The organism is Clostridium sp. CM036 (assembly GCF_055081135.1).
Genome location: NZ_CM143652.1, coordinates 939028 through 954813 on the forward strand (window position 1 = coordinate 939028; position 15786 = coordinate 954813).

Here is a 15786-nt window from a genome sequence, read left to right on the forward strand (position 1 = left end):
TCCCACTTTTTAAACATTCTTCTTTTGCTAAATATTATATATGTCTGTCTTAAAATGTTGCATATTATTTTTTATCCAATCTACTGTCGCTTCAAGACCTCTGTCTATAGTGTAATTAGGCTTCCAGAGCGTTAATTCCTTTATTTTAGTATTATCAGCCCATAATCTATTAACTTCGCTGTTTATAGGTCTTAACCTTTCATCATCGCAAATAATTTTTACATCCTTACCTATTATACTTATTATTTTTTTAACTGTTTCTCCTATAGTTATCTCGTGATTTGAACCAGCATTTATAACTTCACCATTAGTTTTTTCACTCTCTGCTATTTTTATGAATGCCTGGGCAGTGTCCAATACAAAGTTAAAGTCTCTAGTCGGAGTTAGGCTTCCAAGCTTGATTTCTGTTTTCCCTGCGAGTATCTGTGATATTATTGTTGGAATTACAGCCCTTGCAGATTGTCTTGGTCCATATGTATTAAACGGTCTAATAGTTGCTATAGGCATATTAAAACTTTTATAGTAACTTTCCGCCATTTTATCTGCTCCTATTTTTGATGCTGAATATGGAGATTGACCCTGCATTGGGTGTTTTTCATCAATTGGTACATAAAGTGCTGTTCCATAGGTTTCAGACGTTGATGTGTGTACAATCTTTTCTACCCCATATTCTCTGCAGGCTTCTAAAACGTTAGTAGTGCCTTCCACATTTGTTCTTACATAGGCCATAGGCGATAAATAAGAATACGGGATTGCAATGAGAGCCGCAAGATGAAACACTACCTCTTGTCCTTTAATAATTCTTTTCATTCCATCGTATTCTCTTATGTCTCCAGTAACAACTTTAATACTTTCTTTTACTGACTTATCAAAAGTATCAATCCATCCCCAGTTATTAAATGAATTATATTGAGCTAGGGCTGTAACATCTGCTCCAAGTTCCACCAATCTTTCTGTTAAATGGCTTCCTATAAAACCTTCTGCACCTGTAACTAAAACTTTTTTCCCTTGCCAGTTCATTTCATCTACTCCTTTCTTATAGTTTAAAATATTTGTTAATATCCGTGTTGGCCATTTTATAGTCTTCCATTCTACCTATATCTTTCCAGTATTCAGTTATCTCATAAATACCTGACGTGCAATTATTGTTAATTGCATCTTCTATTAAATCAGTCATATTATAGACTCCATCTTCCTGTATGTATTTTATAATTTCAGGATTAACAGCATATACTCCACCATTAATGTGAAATTTATATGTAGGCTTCTCTTCTACAGACTCTATAATCATATTATCAGTGACTAAGACTCCATAAGGAACGTTAATTTCATAATTTCTAACACCTACAGTTATATTAAAGTTATTATTCATATGATGATTTAAAAATTTTTCAAAATCAATTCCTGTTAATATATCTCCGTTTATAACTATGAAAGGTTTTGTAAACTTTTCTTTTACTAATGCTATTGAGCCTGCTGTGCCTAGTTTTTTAGTTTCTCTAATGTATTCTATGTTTACATCAAATTCTTTTCCATCTTTAAAGTGTTCCTCTATCATTTTCCCTTTGTAATTAAGAGAAATAATAAAGTTCGTAAACCCATATTCTTTAAATTGTTCTATTATAAGCTCCAAGATAGGTTTATCACCAACTGTTAGCATAGGTTTAGGTAGTGATTCAGTTAATGGTCTTAACCGGGTTCCCAAACCTCCTGCTAAAATAAAAACATAATTTTGCTTTTTATCATAAGATAATATGTCATCTAAAAAATATAAGTCTATGAGCTTTTTATTTTTATCAATAACAGGTACCTGCCTTATCTTTTTCTTAATCATATACTCTTTTGCTTTCTTTTTGCCATACTCTTCTGTAACAAATTTAAAATCCTTAAAATATGTATTCTCTATACCCTCATTTATACTGTGGCCTTTAAGTATAGCACGCCGTATATCCCCATCTGTAATAGTTCCCACTAATTCATTATTTCCATTTACAACTAAAGCTCCCCCTGTTAAGTTTTTATCTATAACCTTCATAGCTTCTTTTATAGTAGAATTCACTCCTATACAATAATCATCAATTGGAAATTTCATAACATCACCTACACTTTATAATTTTCGATGGAATTCCTACAGCAACTGCATTATCTGCTATATTTTCAATAACCACAGCTCCTGCTCCAATAATTACATTATTCCCTATATGCACTGATTGAATTATAGAACTTCCCATACCTATATGGGTGTTACACCCTATGCTAACTCCGCCAGCTAAACAAGCCTTAGGTGAAATATGTGTATTCCTTTGCAGCTTGCAATCATGTTCTATTACTGCACCGGTGTTTACTACGCAATTTTCTTCTATGTAAGCTCCTGGATTGATTATGGCTCCAGGCATTATACAAGTTCCTCCTGCAACATTTGCATAAGGTGAAACCATTGCATCCTTATGTATAAGTACCGGTATGTTAAACCCTATAGCTTTTAAATTATTATATATATTTTCGCGAGTTAAAATGTTTTGGAGTGCACCAACACATACAAATGCATTTTTTACACCAGTATTATATAATTCTTCTAAAATGCTATCATCGCCTATTATAGGTATATCTAATACAAATTTATCGTAGTTATAATCTTTATCAGTTACCCCCACAATATTATATCTAGAAGCACTTTTTATAATGTCTATAATAACCTTGCAATGGCCACCTGCACCTACAAGTACGATTTTCTCCATAATCTCACCCCTAACTATCAACTAATACGTTATCCTTTTTTGTATAAGTTCCCTATCTATCTTTATCTCACTTAAAATTTGTGCTATTTTACCACTTGCATTCCCATCACCATAAGGGTTTGTGCAGTTTTCTAATTGCTTCTTAAAGTTCTCATCGTCTATTGATTTTTTAACGCCTGCTTTTACAGCTTCCTTTCCATAAGGTACGTCTATTATATTGAGGGCTCTTAGTCTTCCGTCCTGCCTTGACCCTATGTTTACTACAGGCAGTTTAAAGCTAGGTGCTTCAATTATACCTGACGATGAATTTCCTATCATTACCTGAGCTATACTTAAAAAACTTAGGTATTCTACTTGACTTAAATTTCTAAATACTTTTAAAAATGGATATTTAGCGCTATACTCCTCAATAACCCTTATAATTTCGCTTCCTCCATTATCACTGTTAGGATATGAAACTATAGTTTGATATCCAAGTTCTACAACCGCATCTAAAGTTTCTCTTACTTGCCATTCCACCATGTCCCTTTCTGTAGTTACTGGGTGCTGAGTCATTAAAAATATCTTATCATCTTTTAATTTAAATTTTTCTAGTATTTCTTCCCTTGATAAATATTTTGCTTTCGCAATATAATCAAGTCCCGGCGCTCCTACTACAAAAATATTTTTTTCCTTCTCCCCTAATTTAATTATTCTTTGCATGCTGTCCTCATTTGCTGGAAAGTGAATATGAGAAAGTTTAGTTATAGCGTGCCTTACAGACTCATCTACTGTTCCCGTTACTTCTCCTCCATGAATATGAGCCACAGGAATATTCATATGGATAGCTACAGTTGCTGCCGCTAGCATTTCTCCTCTATCACCTAGTATTAGTACTAGGTCCGGTTTTATTTTATCAAAGCTTTGAGCCATACCTATAATTGAAAGTCCTATAGATTTAGCCATTGCCGCCCCTGTATCAGAAGCTAAAACAGTTTCAAATTTATCTGATACTACAAAGCCATCTTTTTCTATTTCATTTATAGTCATGCCAAATTCAGGACATAAATGCATTCCACAAACGATAAGCTTAAGATCCAATTCCTCATGTTTTTCAATTTCTTTAAGAACATGATAAAATATACCATAATCTGCTCTCGTACCTGTTATAACTGCTATTTTTCTTTTCATATTTAATCTCCCATTCTATAAGTGCATGTTCTATGTACTCATGTTCCATGTGCTCGAAATAATTTAGCTAATTTTTATTCCACCATATTTAAGGCTATTTGTTCGTCAATTTTTATATCTCTATTAGTTTTTCGCCCAACAATATCAATGTAGAATTTAGGCGAAAGTCCGTTTCCTGGTCTTTTGTAATCTAAGTCCGAGAATCTTATACTCTCCCCTGCTTTTATATATCTAACTGCGACTATACTTTTTCTAGCTGCCTTCATGGTATCAACTTCACTAAAATTATACATTTTAATTCCAGTTCCGAGTGCTATTTCTACATCTCTAATCGCTTTAACCATCTCTTTTAGCTCTATTGGATTCAGAGAAGCTTTATGATCTGGCCCTTCCATACTTTTGTCCATTGTAAAATGCTTTTCTATTATATTTGCTCCCATAGCCACTGCTGCAATAGGCACTGTTATTCCTTCAGTGTGATCGGAATATCCAGACACAATTTCAAAAGATTTTTTTATGGTATTCATTGCATTCAAGTTAACACTTTCTAATTTAGCTGGATAATTTGAAGTACAGTGAAGCACTGCTATTTCTTTATTACCCAGGAAATTTATTACATTTATTGTTTCTTCGATTTCTGAAAGTGTCGCCATGCCAGAAGATAAAATTATAGGTTTATTAAATCTTGCTATATGTTCTAAAAATGGAATATTAGTTAAGTCTCCCGAACTAATCTTAAAAGCCTCCACGCCTATAGACGCTAAAAAATCAGCGCTTTCAAAATCAAAAGGTGTAGATAAAAACATAATTTCCTTATGTATACAGTATTCTTGTATTTCTATAAAACTTTCGTGCGATAGTTCTAGTTTCTTTAACATATTAAACTGTGAGTCAATTTTTCCTATGTTGTCCTTTTGATATTCAGCCATTTCTGCATATCCAGTAACTAATTTTTCTGTAATAAATGTTTGAAATTTTATGGCATCGGCCCCTGCAAATACAGCTTTATCTACCATCTCTTTTGCTATTTTTATGTCTCCATTATGATTAACCCCAGCCTCTGCTATAATAAAAGTTGAATTTCCATCGCCTATAGCCTTATTTCCTATCTTAAACATGAATACTCGTATCTATTATCATCTCTACAATTCTTGCATCGAGCATCGTGTCAATATCTATAGAGCTTTCCTTGTTCATTACATAAGGGATTGTGTTTTCATCAACAAATTTTTTTTTGTTAACTAACATATCATTTGAATTTATATATAGTGCACCATTAAATATATAAAAAGCAGGTAAGTCTTGCCTTCTGATATTTGTTCCTTCAAAACTTATAACTTCTTTTAGCTTTTCATTTTCTATGCTTCTCATAAGTACAGGATTTTCATAGGCTTCACATACACTTACTAAAGAGGTACTATTACTCTCAATAAGCTTTTCTATAGATTCATCCAGGTGCTTAAACGTTCTTAATGGAGATGTGGGTTGCAATAATATTACGTAATCAAAACTTATATTATTTTTTTTGTAAAAATCTATTGAATGTATAACTACGTCTATGGATTTTGAAGTATCATTTGATAGTTCTTCTGGTCTTAAAAAAGGTACCTTAGCCCCATATTGCTGTGCTATAACCTTAATAACCTCACTATCTGTTGATACAATTAATTCATCTATATATTTAGATTTTTTTCCTGATTCAATTGTATAAGCTATAAGTGGTTTACCACTTATAGCCATAATATTTTTATTTGGTATACCTTTCGAACCACCTCTTGCTGGAATAATAGCTAGAAACTTCTTATTCTTATACATAATTATCACCTTTTGCTTCCTTTTATTGATTTTTAAGCAATTGATCCTCTGGTACAGATCGAAGCACTTTAGCTGGATTACCAACTACGATTTTACCTGCTTCCACGTCTTTTGTGACCACACTACCTGCTGCCACAAAACCATCTTCATGTATAACAATACCTGGCAGGATAACTGCTCCTGCTCCAATTCTACCACCTTTTTTTATAGTTACCCCTTTGAACTTTCCAAATCTTTCTTTTGATCTGCCTGCATAATTATCATTAGAGGTTGTAACACATGGCGCAATAAATACATAATCCTCAACTTCTGAATAAGCTGTTAAATATACATTAGTCTGTATTTTGCAATTAGAACCAACCTTACAGAAATTTTCAATAGTTGCTGCGCGGCCGATAATTGTTTTTGAACCTACAATTACATTTTCTCTTATTACAGCAGTGTCAGCAATAAGTGTTTTTTCTGCAATTGCGCATCCACAATAAATAATCACTCCTGCCCCTATAATGCAACCTTCACTTATTTCAGCTGGAAGCAATTTTTCCTCACTTTTGAATATACTGTTTACTGATCTCATAGGTTGTTTACCTATTACCGTATTATCATCTATTCTAACATTATCTGCTATAACAGTTCCTATGTGAATAACTACATTACTTCCTATAATACAATTTTCACCTATTACTACATTATCTTCTACTACCACAAAATGTCCCATTGTTACATTATTGCCAATTTTGCTTTTTTCTGAAACATAATTCATAAAAATACCCTCTTTTCATATAATATCTTCAAAATTATTTTTTCATTTCGAGTGTTGAGAAATCCCCCATTGGAAATTTAACTGGGAGACCTGTAAGTCTTGATTTATAAGCTGCAAGTATAATAGACATACCTTTTTTTCCTTCTTCGCCATTTATAAGCGGTTCTCTATGCATATTTATAGCATCTATCATATCTTTAAATAAGGGGGTATGTCCGAAGCCATATACTGAATCTGGATTTCCCTTTTGCTGCGTTAATATTTCCTGCTCAGTATCCTTATTATCAGCAAATCTCCAAGTTTCTATTGAATTAACTGCAATGCCTCCGATAGAAACAGTACCAGTTTCACCAAAAATGCTCAATGTTTCTTCCAAGTTTTTAGGATATACACAAGCCGATCCTTCAACTATACCTATAGCTCCATTTATAAATCTTATAATTATTGCTCCAAAATCCTCACCTTCTATATCTCGAAGGAAAGTACCACACTGAGCATAAACCGTATCTATTTCTCCACCCATCATCCATTGTAATAAATCAATATTGTGAATACATTGATTCATTAAAGTACCACCATCCAGGCTCCACGTTCCTCTCCAAGGTGCTTGCGTGTAATATTCCATATTTCTATTCCAAAGAATTCTCGCTGTTCCATTAACTAATTTTCCAAACCTGTTTTTGTCGACTGCAGCTCTAAGTTTTCTTATTGGCTCATTAAACCTATTTTGGTGACTAACACAAAGCTTTACATTATTTTCTCTTGAGCATTTAATCATTCTATCAGCATCTTGAATAGATAATGCCATTGGTTTTTCAACAATTACATGTTTCCCACTATTCATGCAATATATAGCTATTTCTGGATGATACCCACTTTCAGTAGCTATAGAAACCATATCAATATCAGTTTTCTCAAGCATTTCTTTATAATCTATATAAACTTTTACATCTGAATTTTCACCTATTGCTTCTATATACTCATCTCTTTTGGAATTAGCATTAACTTCTAACACATCGCAAACTGCTACAAGTTCAACTTCTGTTTTATTTTGTGTTATAGCCTCCACGTGTTTGTATGCTATTCTTCCACATCCTATTATTGCAATTTTTAATTTTTTCATTTAAACCCCTCCTTGCAATTACTCTTAAAGGTGCCTTCCTAGGATTTTGGCATGCAATATTATAAAATATTTTACAATGCTTGCATGCATTATTTAGAGTTTATTTATCTTTTCTCTATTATTTACAACATGCTTTGTAGCATTTCTAGTATCATATAGTAAGCTAGCTTCTTCCACAATTTTTTCATAATTATAACCACTATGATCTGTGGTTATTACTACTATATCCGCATTTTTTATTTCATATTCCCAAGTTACAGATACATATTCTTTACCCTTGTGTGTGAATTTTTTAATAAATGGATCATTTATAATTATATCCGCACCATTTTTTTCTAATTGATCAATAACCTTTAATGTTGGTGATTCTCTCACATCATCTATGTCTTTCTTGTAAGCTACACCCATAAGGAGAACTTTTGCTCCGTTTAGTGCCTTTTTATTACCATTTAAAAGTTTCATAACATTTTCAAGCACAAATTCAGGCATATAATCGTTAATTATACCCGACGCTTCTATTAATTTTGTATGATAATCATACTCTTTTGCTTTCCACTCTAGATAGAATGGATCAAGTGGTATACAGTGTCCACCAATCCCTGGGCCTGGGTAGAATGGCATAAATCCATAAGGCTTAGTTTTAGCTGCATCTATTACTTCCCAAACATCTATATTCATCCTTTTACACAGAATAGCCATTTCATTAGCTAGTGCTATATTTACATTTCTAAAAGTATTTTCAAGAATTTTTTCCATTTCAGCCACTGCTGGAGAAGACACTTCCAATATTTCTCCCTCTAGTACACTTCTGTACAACATTCCTGCTACTTCAGTACAATTAGGAGTACATCCTCCAACTACCTTTGGGGTGTTTTTTGTATTAAACTGCTTATTCCCTGGATCAACTCTCTCTGGAGAAAATGCCAAGAAAAAATCTACTCCACATTTTAAACCTGATTCTTCAAGTATTGGTTTTAGTACTTCCTGCGTTGTTCCTGGGTATGTAGTGCTTTCGAGTACTACTAACATCCCCCTATGTAAATACTTAGCTACACTTCTAGTTGATTCCACTACATATGATAAATCCGGTTGCTTATATAAATCTAGTGGCGTAGGGACTGCAATACACACTGTATCAACATCCTTAACAAAGCTAAAGTCTGTGGTAGCTTTAAGTTTTCCTTCTTGTACTAATCTAAGTAAATCTGAATCTACAATATCACCAATGTAATTGTGTCCCTCATTTACCATTTGAACCTTTTGATCTTGAACATCAAACCCTATTACTTCATATCCTACTTTAGCCTTTTCTACAGCTAATGGCAATCCCACATAACCCAAGCCTACTACACCAAGTTTAGCTGTTTTATTTTTCAATTTTAATAATAACTCCTCTTTAAATTGAAACATTTTGTTACCTCCTATAGCCTTAGATCATATAATTTTGACAAATCTTTTATCAACAGCTTCATGGCTACATTTTACCACATTATAAGTTCCTACCCAAAACCTCTCAATATATTTTTTATACTAGCATATAATATTTTACCCCAAATATTTCTATTTGTTCAATCTATGGGAGTTTATTAACTATTTATTTAAAATTTCTTAAAAATCAAGTAATCTATTTTCTAATAAATTTACTTGGTTCATCCCCAATACTGAGCGCACCAAATAAAAAAAAGCCAGTTTCACTTGGCTTTTTACTAATACTCTCTGTTATAAATTATTACTACATTTATTATAAATTTCTTTAAAGGTATCGTTATCCTTAATAGTTAGGAGATATTTCATAAATGCTTCTTTAAGATCATCTCTTTTAAGTGCATATTCTACATTTGCTTCTAAAAATCCTTCTTTATCCCCTACATCATATCTTCTGCCATCAAAATTATAAGCATACATATTTTCCTCTGCTATTAAAGTTTTTAAAGCATCTGTAAGTTGAATTTCCCCACCCTTACCAGGCTTTGTATTTTCTAAAATATCAAATATTCTAGGTGTTATAATATATCTTCCGAGTATTGCTATGTTTGATGGTGCTTCGGATGCGTTAGGCTTTTCAATAACATCTTCAACCTTATAAACTCTATCTTCTACTGAAGTTCCCTTTACTATGCCATATTTGCTAACTTCACTTAAAGGAACCTTTTGAACTCCTAAAATTGAAGTTTCATATTTGCCGTAGCAATCTATGAGTTGTTTTAAACAAGGTACTTCACTATCCACCACATCATCGCCCAACATTACAGCAAAAGGTTCGTTCCCCACAAAGGTTTTTGCACAACCTATAGCATGACCTAGTCCTTTAGGTTCTTTCTGACGTATGTAATAAATGTTTGCCATATTAGATATATCCCTAACCATTGTTAAGGTATCTTCCTTACCGTTCTTCTCTAATTGTTGTTCAAGTTCAATCGACTTATCAAAATGATCTTCGATTGCTCTTTTATTTCTTCCTGTTATAATTAATATTTCCTCAATCCCAGACGCAACCGCTTCCTCTATAATATACTGTATTGTTGGTTTATCAACAATTGGTAACATCTCTTTTGGTTGTGCCTTTGTTGCTGGCAAAAATCTTGTACCAAGCCCCGCTGCTGGAATTATAGCTTTTTTTACTCTCATAGTGTTTCTCCCCTCAAATAATGCATTTCTATATTTCAACCTTATTTCTCAAAATTCATTTGATAAAACTTAAAAATGAAATCTTGCCTTTTTCTTTTTTAAGTTTTATTTCTAAGACTTCCAATGAGGAAACATTATTAATAATGTTAGTTTGATTTTCAGCAATCCAGTTATATACAGCTTGATTTTTATGTTTTATAATTGCATAAGCTTCTTTTATCTTCGTTTTTCTGCTCGTAATATTATGTCCGTCACTACCCACCAAATGTATCATGTTCCTTTTTACAAATTCTTCAGCTGTTTTTTTAACTTCCTTACCATAATCACCTAATAAACTACCAGAATTTATTTGCATCAATACCCCTTGGTTAATTAAATTAATAACTAAATCATAATTTTTCATAATCCTAAGATTTCTCTCTGGATGTGCTAAAATGGGTTTTGCCCCAAGTAACATTAACTCATAAAATACATCTTCAGTGTACAGAGGAAACTGCCCCATAGGAAGCTCAATAAGTAGATATTCCGAGTCGTTAATTCCCCAAATCTTCTTTTCTTTATAGAGTTTTGGCAAATCGGGGTGCATATAAATTTCTAGTCCAGATAAAATCTTAATATTAAGATTTTCTTCCCTAGAGGCTAAAACTAATCTATCTATTTTTTCAATATATTCCTCGTGACTAAATTCAAATTCTTCAGTTATAAAATGAGGAGTAGCACAAATATATTCTACACCTTCACTATCTGCTGTTTTCAACATTTCTATGGACATGTCTAAGTTTTTTGATCCATCGTCAATAGCATATATTATATGACTATGAAAATCTATCATAAATTTACACCTTTTAAACCTTTAGTTTTCATTTCCATAATAGCCCTTATAATATTTTCCATAATAACCGCTTACAGATTGAGGAACTTTATTAAATACAACTCCCAGTATCTTTCCACCAACCTTATCAATCAATTGTTTCGCATCTACCAATGCTTTTTTTTGAGCCTCACCATATGAAGCTACAAAAATCACGCCATCTACTATTGTAGATATAATTTGTGCATCCGTTACCGCAAGAACTGGTGGTGCATCAATAAGAACTAAATCAAATTCACTTTTTAGCACTTCAATAAAGTCCCGCATTTTTTTACTTCCTAATAATTCTGCTGGATTTGGGGGCACCGGACCACTAGTTAGTATAAAAAGATTATTAACAGTTGACTTAACAACACATTCCTCTTTTTTCACACCTTGAACTAATATATTTGTTAATCCTACAGAATTGGTAATTCCCATTTTCTTGTGGATTGAAGGTTTTCTAAAATCACAATCTACAAGAATAACACTTTTACCACTTTCAGCCATAGTTATAGCTAAATTTGACATTACTGTACTTTTACCTTCTCCAACGCCAGATGAAGTAACTACTATGGATTTATATTCTTTATCCAAGGAAGAGAATTGAATATTTGTTCTTAATGTTCTAAAAGCTTCTGCCGTTCTAGATTTTGGATTTCTTAATGTTACTAATTTTTTTAACATATTCTCACCCTCCTATTTTTTATCTTGAGTTAAAGGAATAATACCTATAACTGGTAACCCAGTTAATTTTTCTATGTCCTCTTGGCTTTTTACAGTGTTATCTAAGTACTCCAATAAAAATGCTATTCCAAGCGAAACCATTAGTCCAATAAAAAATGCAATTGCTATGTTTAACTTTGAATTTGGACTATCTGGTCTTGTAGGTTGTAGTGCTTCATCTAAAAGTTGTACATTATCCACTTTTTTGACATCGTTACTTATGTATTTTAATGACTTCGCTAACTGATTAGCAATGTTCATAGCTTCTTTGGGATCCTTAGATTTAACTGTTATCGTTAAAAATTCAGTATCTCCTTTAGGTGCTACTGATATCATTCCTTGAAGCTGATTAGGCTCTATATTTAACTTAAGTGCTTTAATGACATGTTCTGAAACTTTTCGTGATTTAGAAAATTCACTATAAGTTTTGACTAATTTTTGATACATAATTACATCATTATAACTATCCTGCGGCGCCGCAGATTTACTTTCTGGTTTTCCAATTATTACTGATATATCAGATTTATAACTAGGTGTAATAACAAAATAGCTTAAAACCCCACTAAGCACCGTTGCTCCTATTGTTACTAAAATTACTAATAGTAACCTCTTTTTTATAATATTAAAATACTCCACTAACTCCATTATTTACCCTCCGCCAATTGATTTTCTAGTTGCATTACAATTTCATCTTGTGGATCTATTTTTTTAGCCATATCTAAATGTATTCTCGCCTGCGCAAAGTTTTCAACATTTAAATAACACATAACAAGATTTGTACATATCTCTATAGACTTTGTAACCTCAAATGCTTTCCTAAAATATTGAATAGCTGCTTCGTAATTTTCAAGACAAGCATAGTTAATACCAAATTCATTTACTACCTCTATCAAATCGTTGTCAATTGCTTGTGCTTCGTTTAAATAGTATATAGCCTTCTCATAATTTTGTAAATTCCTGTATGCTACAGCAGTGTGATAATATATATCTGCTCTATCTCCTAATTGTTCCATTAAAGGAATAAAAATTTCAAGTGCACCTTTAGGGTCATTAGATACTAAATCTTTCGCTTTTTGAAAATTTGTTATGGTTTCCAAATCGTTTTTAAGTTCAATAACCGCTTCCGTTTGTTCTCCACCATTTATAGTATAATTGCTTATTGCTATTAATGCTAATTCATGTTTACTTTCACTATTTAAAACTAGCGCCTCATATAAATATGGATTACTGTAATTAGTGATTTGTTTAGCTTTTTCTACAAGTTTTAGTTGCTCATCCTTGAATATACTATTTGTAGCTCTTAATTTATCAACTAACAAAAAAATCTTATCGTAATTATCTTTATTTTCTTCTATAGTTAACAATCCTTTTAAGAAGATAAATGCTTCTTCGTACTTTTCATTCTGAATTTCTTTAAATATCACGCCCTTAATAAATCCTATTGAATTTGGAATAGTATTTATAATTTGTTTATACTCTTTATTGTATTTAAAAAGTTCATCTGCTCCTAAAACATAGAACATCCCTTCTATAAATAGATTAACTGGTATATTATCGAAATCTTCTTTATTCTTTACTTTTTGGATTATCTCATTAGTTCTCACTGGGAAATATATGTCCTCCAAAATCACAAAATCATTAATTTTGCTGTCTTTTTTTATTTCTAGAAAAAGAAGAACTGATAATTTTTCAGAAAAATATGTTTTAATATCCATGATTACACCTTCCTACTGGTTTAAAAATTTATGCTACAAATGTTACTATTAATAATAATAGTATACTGAGGTTGTTTTGTAAACCATATAAAATCATAAAAATGAAAATTATGGTTTTTTATGCATTTAATAACTACCTACGATACGTTTTTAATTTATGCCTGCTTCATCAAATATTGACATAACATTTTCTTTTAGCTCAGTTATTTTTTTATATGTATTCTCTAATGAATTCCCTTTAACAGATAAATAAATTTTCATTTTTGGTTCAGTTCCAGAAGGCCTAACTACAAACCAAGAACCATCCTCTAAGACAAACTTTAATACATTTGATTTTGGCAATTTAATTATTTTTTCTTTATTTGTGATTAAATCCACTTCTAAACCAGCTCTATAATCCATTTTTTTTATAATTCTGTTATTACCTATTAAGCCATTCATTGAATGTCTTAAATGTTCTATTATATTACCTATTTTTTCTGCGCCATCTTTTCCTGCAAGTTCTATTGAAACTAAACCTTCCTCGTAGTATCCATGTTCTTTATAAATATCCATCAAAGCATCATACAAACTCATGCCTTTGTTTTTATAGTAGAGTGTCATTTCACAAATTAGCATTGCAGCTATTACTGCATCTTTATCACGCACAAAATTTCCTGCTAAATAACCAAAGCTTTCTTCAAAACCAAATATAAATTCTTTTTCACCCGCATTTTCAAACTCTTTAATTTTTTCTCCAATATATTTAAATCCTGTGAGTACATCTAACACTTCAACATTATATTTTTTCCCAATACTCTCTACCATATTTGTAGTAACAATAGTTTTTATTACTACGCCATTTTTAGACAACCCATTAGTTTCACTTAATGAATTTAAAATATAATTACTTAATAATACACCTGTCTGATTTCCTGTAAGAACCTTATACTTTCCTTCTTTGTCTTTAACTACTACTCCAATCCTATCGCAGTCAGGGTCCGTACCAAAAATAATGTCAGGATTAATGTCTTTTGCCATAATAAGCGCCAATTCAAATACCTTTGGTTCTTCTGGATTAGGATATGGCGCCGTAGGGAAATTCCCATCTGGCATTTCCTGCTCTTTTACAACAAATACATTATCATATCCTAATTCTTTTAAAACTCTCCTCACAGGTACGTTTCCAGATCCATGAATAGGAGTATAAATTATTTTTAAATCCTTGGCACATTCCTTAACTAGGTCTTTTCTCATAGTTAAATTTTTAACCTTATCAATGTATGATAAATAAAGATTTTCTCCAATTATTGTTAACATTCCATTGGTTTTAGCTTTATGAAACTCCATAGTTTTAACCTTAGAAAAATCTTTTATGCTAGCTGCACAATTTATAATTTGGCTTGCAGCTTCATCAGTGACTTGTCCACCATCATCTCCATAAACCTTATATCCATTGTACTCTTTAGGATTATGTGATGCTGTAATAACAATACCGGCTTTACTTTTTAGTGCGCGTACAGCATAAGATAAAATTGGAGTTGGTGTTAATTGTTCAAATAAATTAACGAAAATACCATTCCCACAAAGAGTTTCTGCAGCAGCTATTGCAAATTCCTTAGACATATTTCTTGAATCATACGCTATGCTAACTGATATATTCCCCTTATATCTTGAGTTCAAATAATCTGCTAACCCTTGAGTAGCTTTACCTATGGTATGTATATTCATTCTGTTTGTTCCTGCTCCAATTACACCTCTTAATCCCCCTGTACCAAACTCTAAATCCTTATAAAATCTATCTTCAATTTCTTTTTCATCTACTAATTGCTCTAGCTCTTTCTTTAATTTCAAGTCTATCAAATTAGAATTAATCCAACTTTTATATTTTTCTTTGTACATTTTATATTACCCTCCTTATATTCCCCTGAGGAAGCAAACAATTATTATCTTCCTTTCTATTCCTCCTAATCTATCTTTAGTCTATTATATTATACTATCAATGCATTACAAATAAAAGGCATTTTTTACAAATAACCCACTTTTTCATGTTTTCAATTACTGTATTTCTACTAAAAAGCTTAATTGCCTAGCATTTACGACATGATTATCTTTTATTTGAAGATTATAATTGCATTTATATATCTAATCATTTATAATTATAAATTGGCTGAATGAATATACTATAAAGAACAGTTTTAAAAATTTGGAACATTTAAATAAATAGACTAGGATATAATAGTCTAACATACTGACTCGTTATTTATTTAAATGTTTTC

General features: G+C 31.7%; 15 protein-coding genes. All 15 read right to left on the bottom strand.

Translation table 11 applies throughout. The features are described 5' to 3' along the window. Positions 1 to 27 precede the first annotated feature (27 nt). The 15 genes from ACWJKE_RS04515 to ACWJKE_RS04585 all read right to left on the bottom strand — a co-directional run bounded on the left by ACWJKE_RS04515 (position 28) and on the right by ACWJKE_RS04585 (position 15409). Positions 28 to 1020 carry an NAD-dependent 4,6-dehydratase LegB gene (locus tag ACWJKE_RS04515; RefSeq protein ID WP_216304322.1) on the bottom strand — a complete coding sequence of 331 codons (993 nt, stop codon included), beginning with the start codon at positions 1018 to 1020 and terminating at the stop codon, positions 28 to 30. 16 nt (positions 1021 to 1036) lie between these two features. Continuing rightward, positions 1037 to 2092 carry a nucleotidyltransferase family protein gene (locus ACWJKE_RS04520; protein ID WP_216304323.1) on the bottom strand — a complete coding sequence of 352 codons (1056 nt, stop codon included), beginning with the start codon at positions 2090 to 2092 and terminating at the stop codon, positions 1037 to 1039. A 4-nt stretch (positions 2093 to 2096) separates the two neighbouring features. Continuing rightward, complete coding sequence (locus tag ACWJKE_RS04525) at positions 2097 to 2738, bottom strand: acetyltransferase (RefSeq protein ID WP_216304324.1); 642 nt, start codon at positions 2736 to 2738, stop codon at positions 2097 to 2099. 21 nt (positions 2739 to 2759) lie between these two features. Next, positions 2760 to 3908 (bottom strand): UDP-N-acetylglucosamine 2-epimerase, encoded by a 1149-nt coding sequence (neuC, locus tag ACWJKE_RS04530; RefSeq protein WP_462953899.1) that lies wholly within the window; start codon positions 3906 to 3908, stop codon positions 2760 to 2762. A gap of 74 nt (positions 3909 to 3982) precedes the next feature. Further along, complete coding sequence (neuB, locus tag ACWJKE_RS04535) at positions 3983 to 5026, bottom strand: N-acetylneuraminate synthase (RefSeq protein WP_216304326.1); 1044 nt, start codon at positions 5024 to 5026, stop codon at positions 3983 to 3985. Then, complete coding sequence (locus tag ACWJKE_RS04540) at positions 5019 to 5723, bottom strand: acylneuraminate cytidylyltransferase family protein (RefSeq protein WP_462953901.1); 705 nt, start codon at positions 5721 to 5723, stop codon at positions 5019 to 5021. Before ACWJKE_RS04540 ends, neuB begins: the two co-directional genes overlap by 8 nt. A gap of 22 nt (positions 5724 to 5745) precedes the next feature. Further along, a complete protein-coding gene (locus ACWJKE_RS04545; RefSeq protein ID WP_216304328.1) occupies positions 5746 to 6486 on the bottom strand; it encodes an N-acetyltransferase in 741 nt (246 codons plus the stop codon). A gap of 34 nt (positions 6487 to 6520) precedes the next feature. Then, on the bottom strand, positions 6521 to 7609 hold the full coding sequence (locus tag ACWJKE_RS04550) for a Gfo/Idh/MocA family protein (RefSeq protein ID WP_462953902.1): 1089 nt from the start codon (positions 7607 to 7609) through the stop codon (positions 6521 to 6523). Between the two features lie 93 nt (positions 7610 to 7702). Continuing rightward, entirely contained in the window at positions 7703 to 9019 is a 1317-nt protein-coding gene (locus ACWJKE_RS04555) for a nucleotide sugar dehydrogenase (RefSeq protein ID WP_216304330.1), read from the bottom strand. Positions 9020 to 9328: 309 nt separating this feature from the next. After that, on the bottom strand, positions 9329 to 10237 hold the full coding sequence (gene galU, locus ACWJKE_RS04560) for a UTP--glucose-1-phosphate uridylyltransferase GalU (protein WP_216303549.1): 909 nt from the start codon (positions 10235 to 10237) through the stop codon (positions 9329 to 9331). A 55-nt stretch (positions 10238 to 10292) separates the two neighbouring features. Further along, positions 10293 to 11069, bottom strand: coding sequence for a tyrosine-protein phosphatase (locus ACWJKE_RS04565; protein WP_216303550.1), 777 nt, complete (start codon positions 11067 to 11069; stop codon positions 10293 to 10295). 21 nt (positions 11070 to 11090) lie between these two features. After that, positions 11091 to 11774: a CpsD/CapB family tyrosine-protein kinase gene (locus ACWJKE_RS04570; RefSeq protein ID WP_220319734.1), complete on the bottom strand. Its 684-nt coding sequence runs from the start codon at positions 11772 to 11774 to the stop codon at positions 11091 to 11093. A gap of 12 nt (positions 11775 to 11786) precedes the next feature. Beyond that, on the bottom strand, positions 11787 to 12458 hold the full coding sequence (locus ACWJKE_RS04575; protein ID WP_165413614.1) for a YveK family protein: 672 nt from the start codon (positions 12456 to 12458) through the stop codon (positions 11787 to 11789). Then, a complete protein-coding gene (locus ACWJKE_RS04580; protein WP_216303552.1) occupies positions 12458 to 13528 on the bottom strand; it encodes a tetratricopeptide repeat protein in 1071 nt (356 codons plus the stop codon). Before ACWJKE_RS04580 ends, ACWJKE_RS04575 begins: the two co-directional genes overlap by 1 nt. Before the next feature lie 150 nt (positions 13529 to 13678). Beyond that, positions 13679 to 15409 (bottom strand): phospho-sugar mutase, encoded by a 1731-nt coding sequence (locus ACWJKE_RS04585; RefSeq protein WP_216303553.1) that lies wholly within the window; start codon positions 15407 to 15409, stop codon positions 13679 to 13681. Positions 15410 to 15786 lie beyond the last annotated feature (377 nt).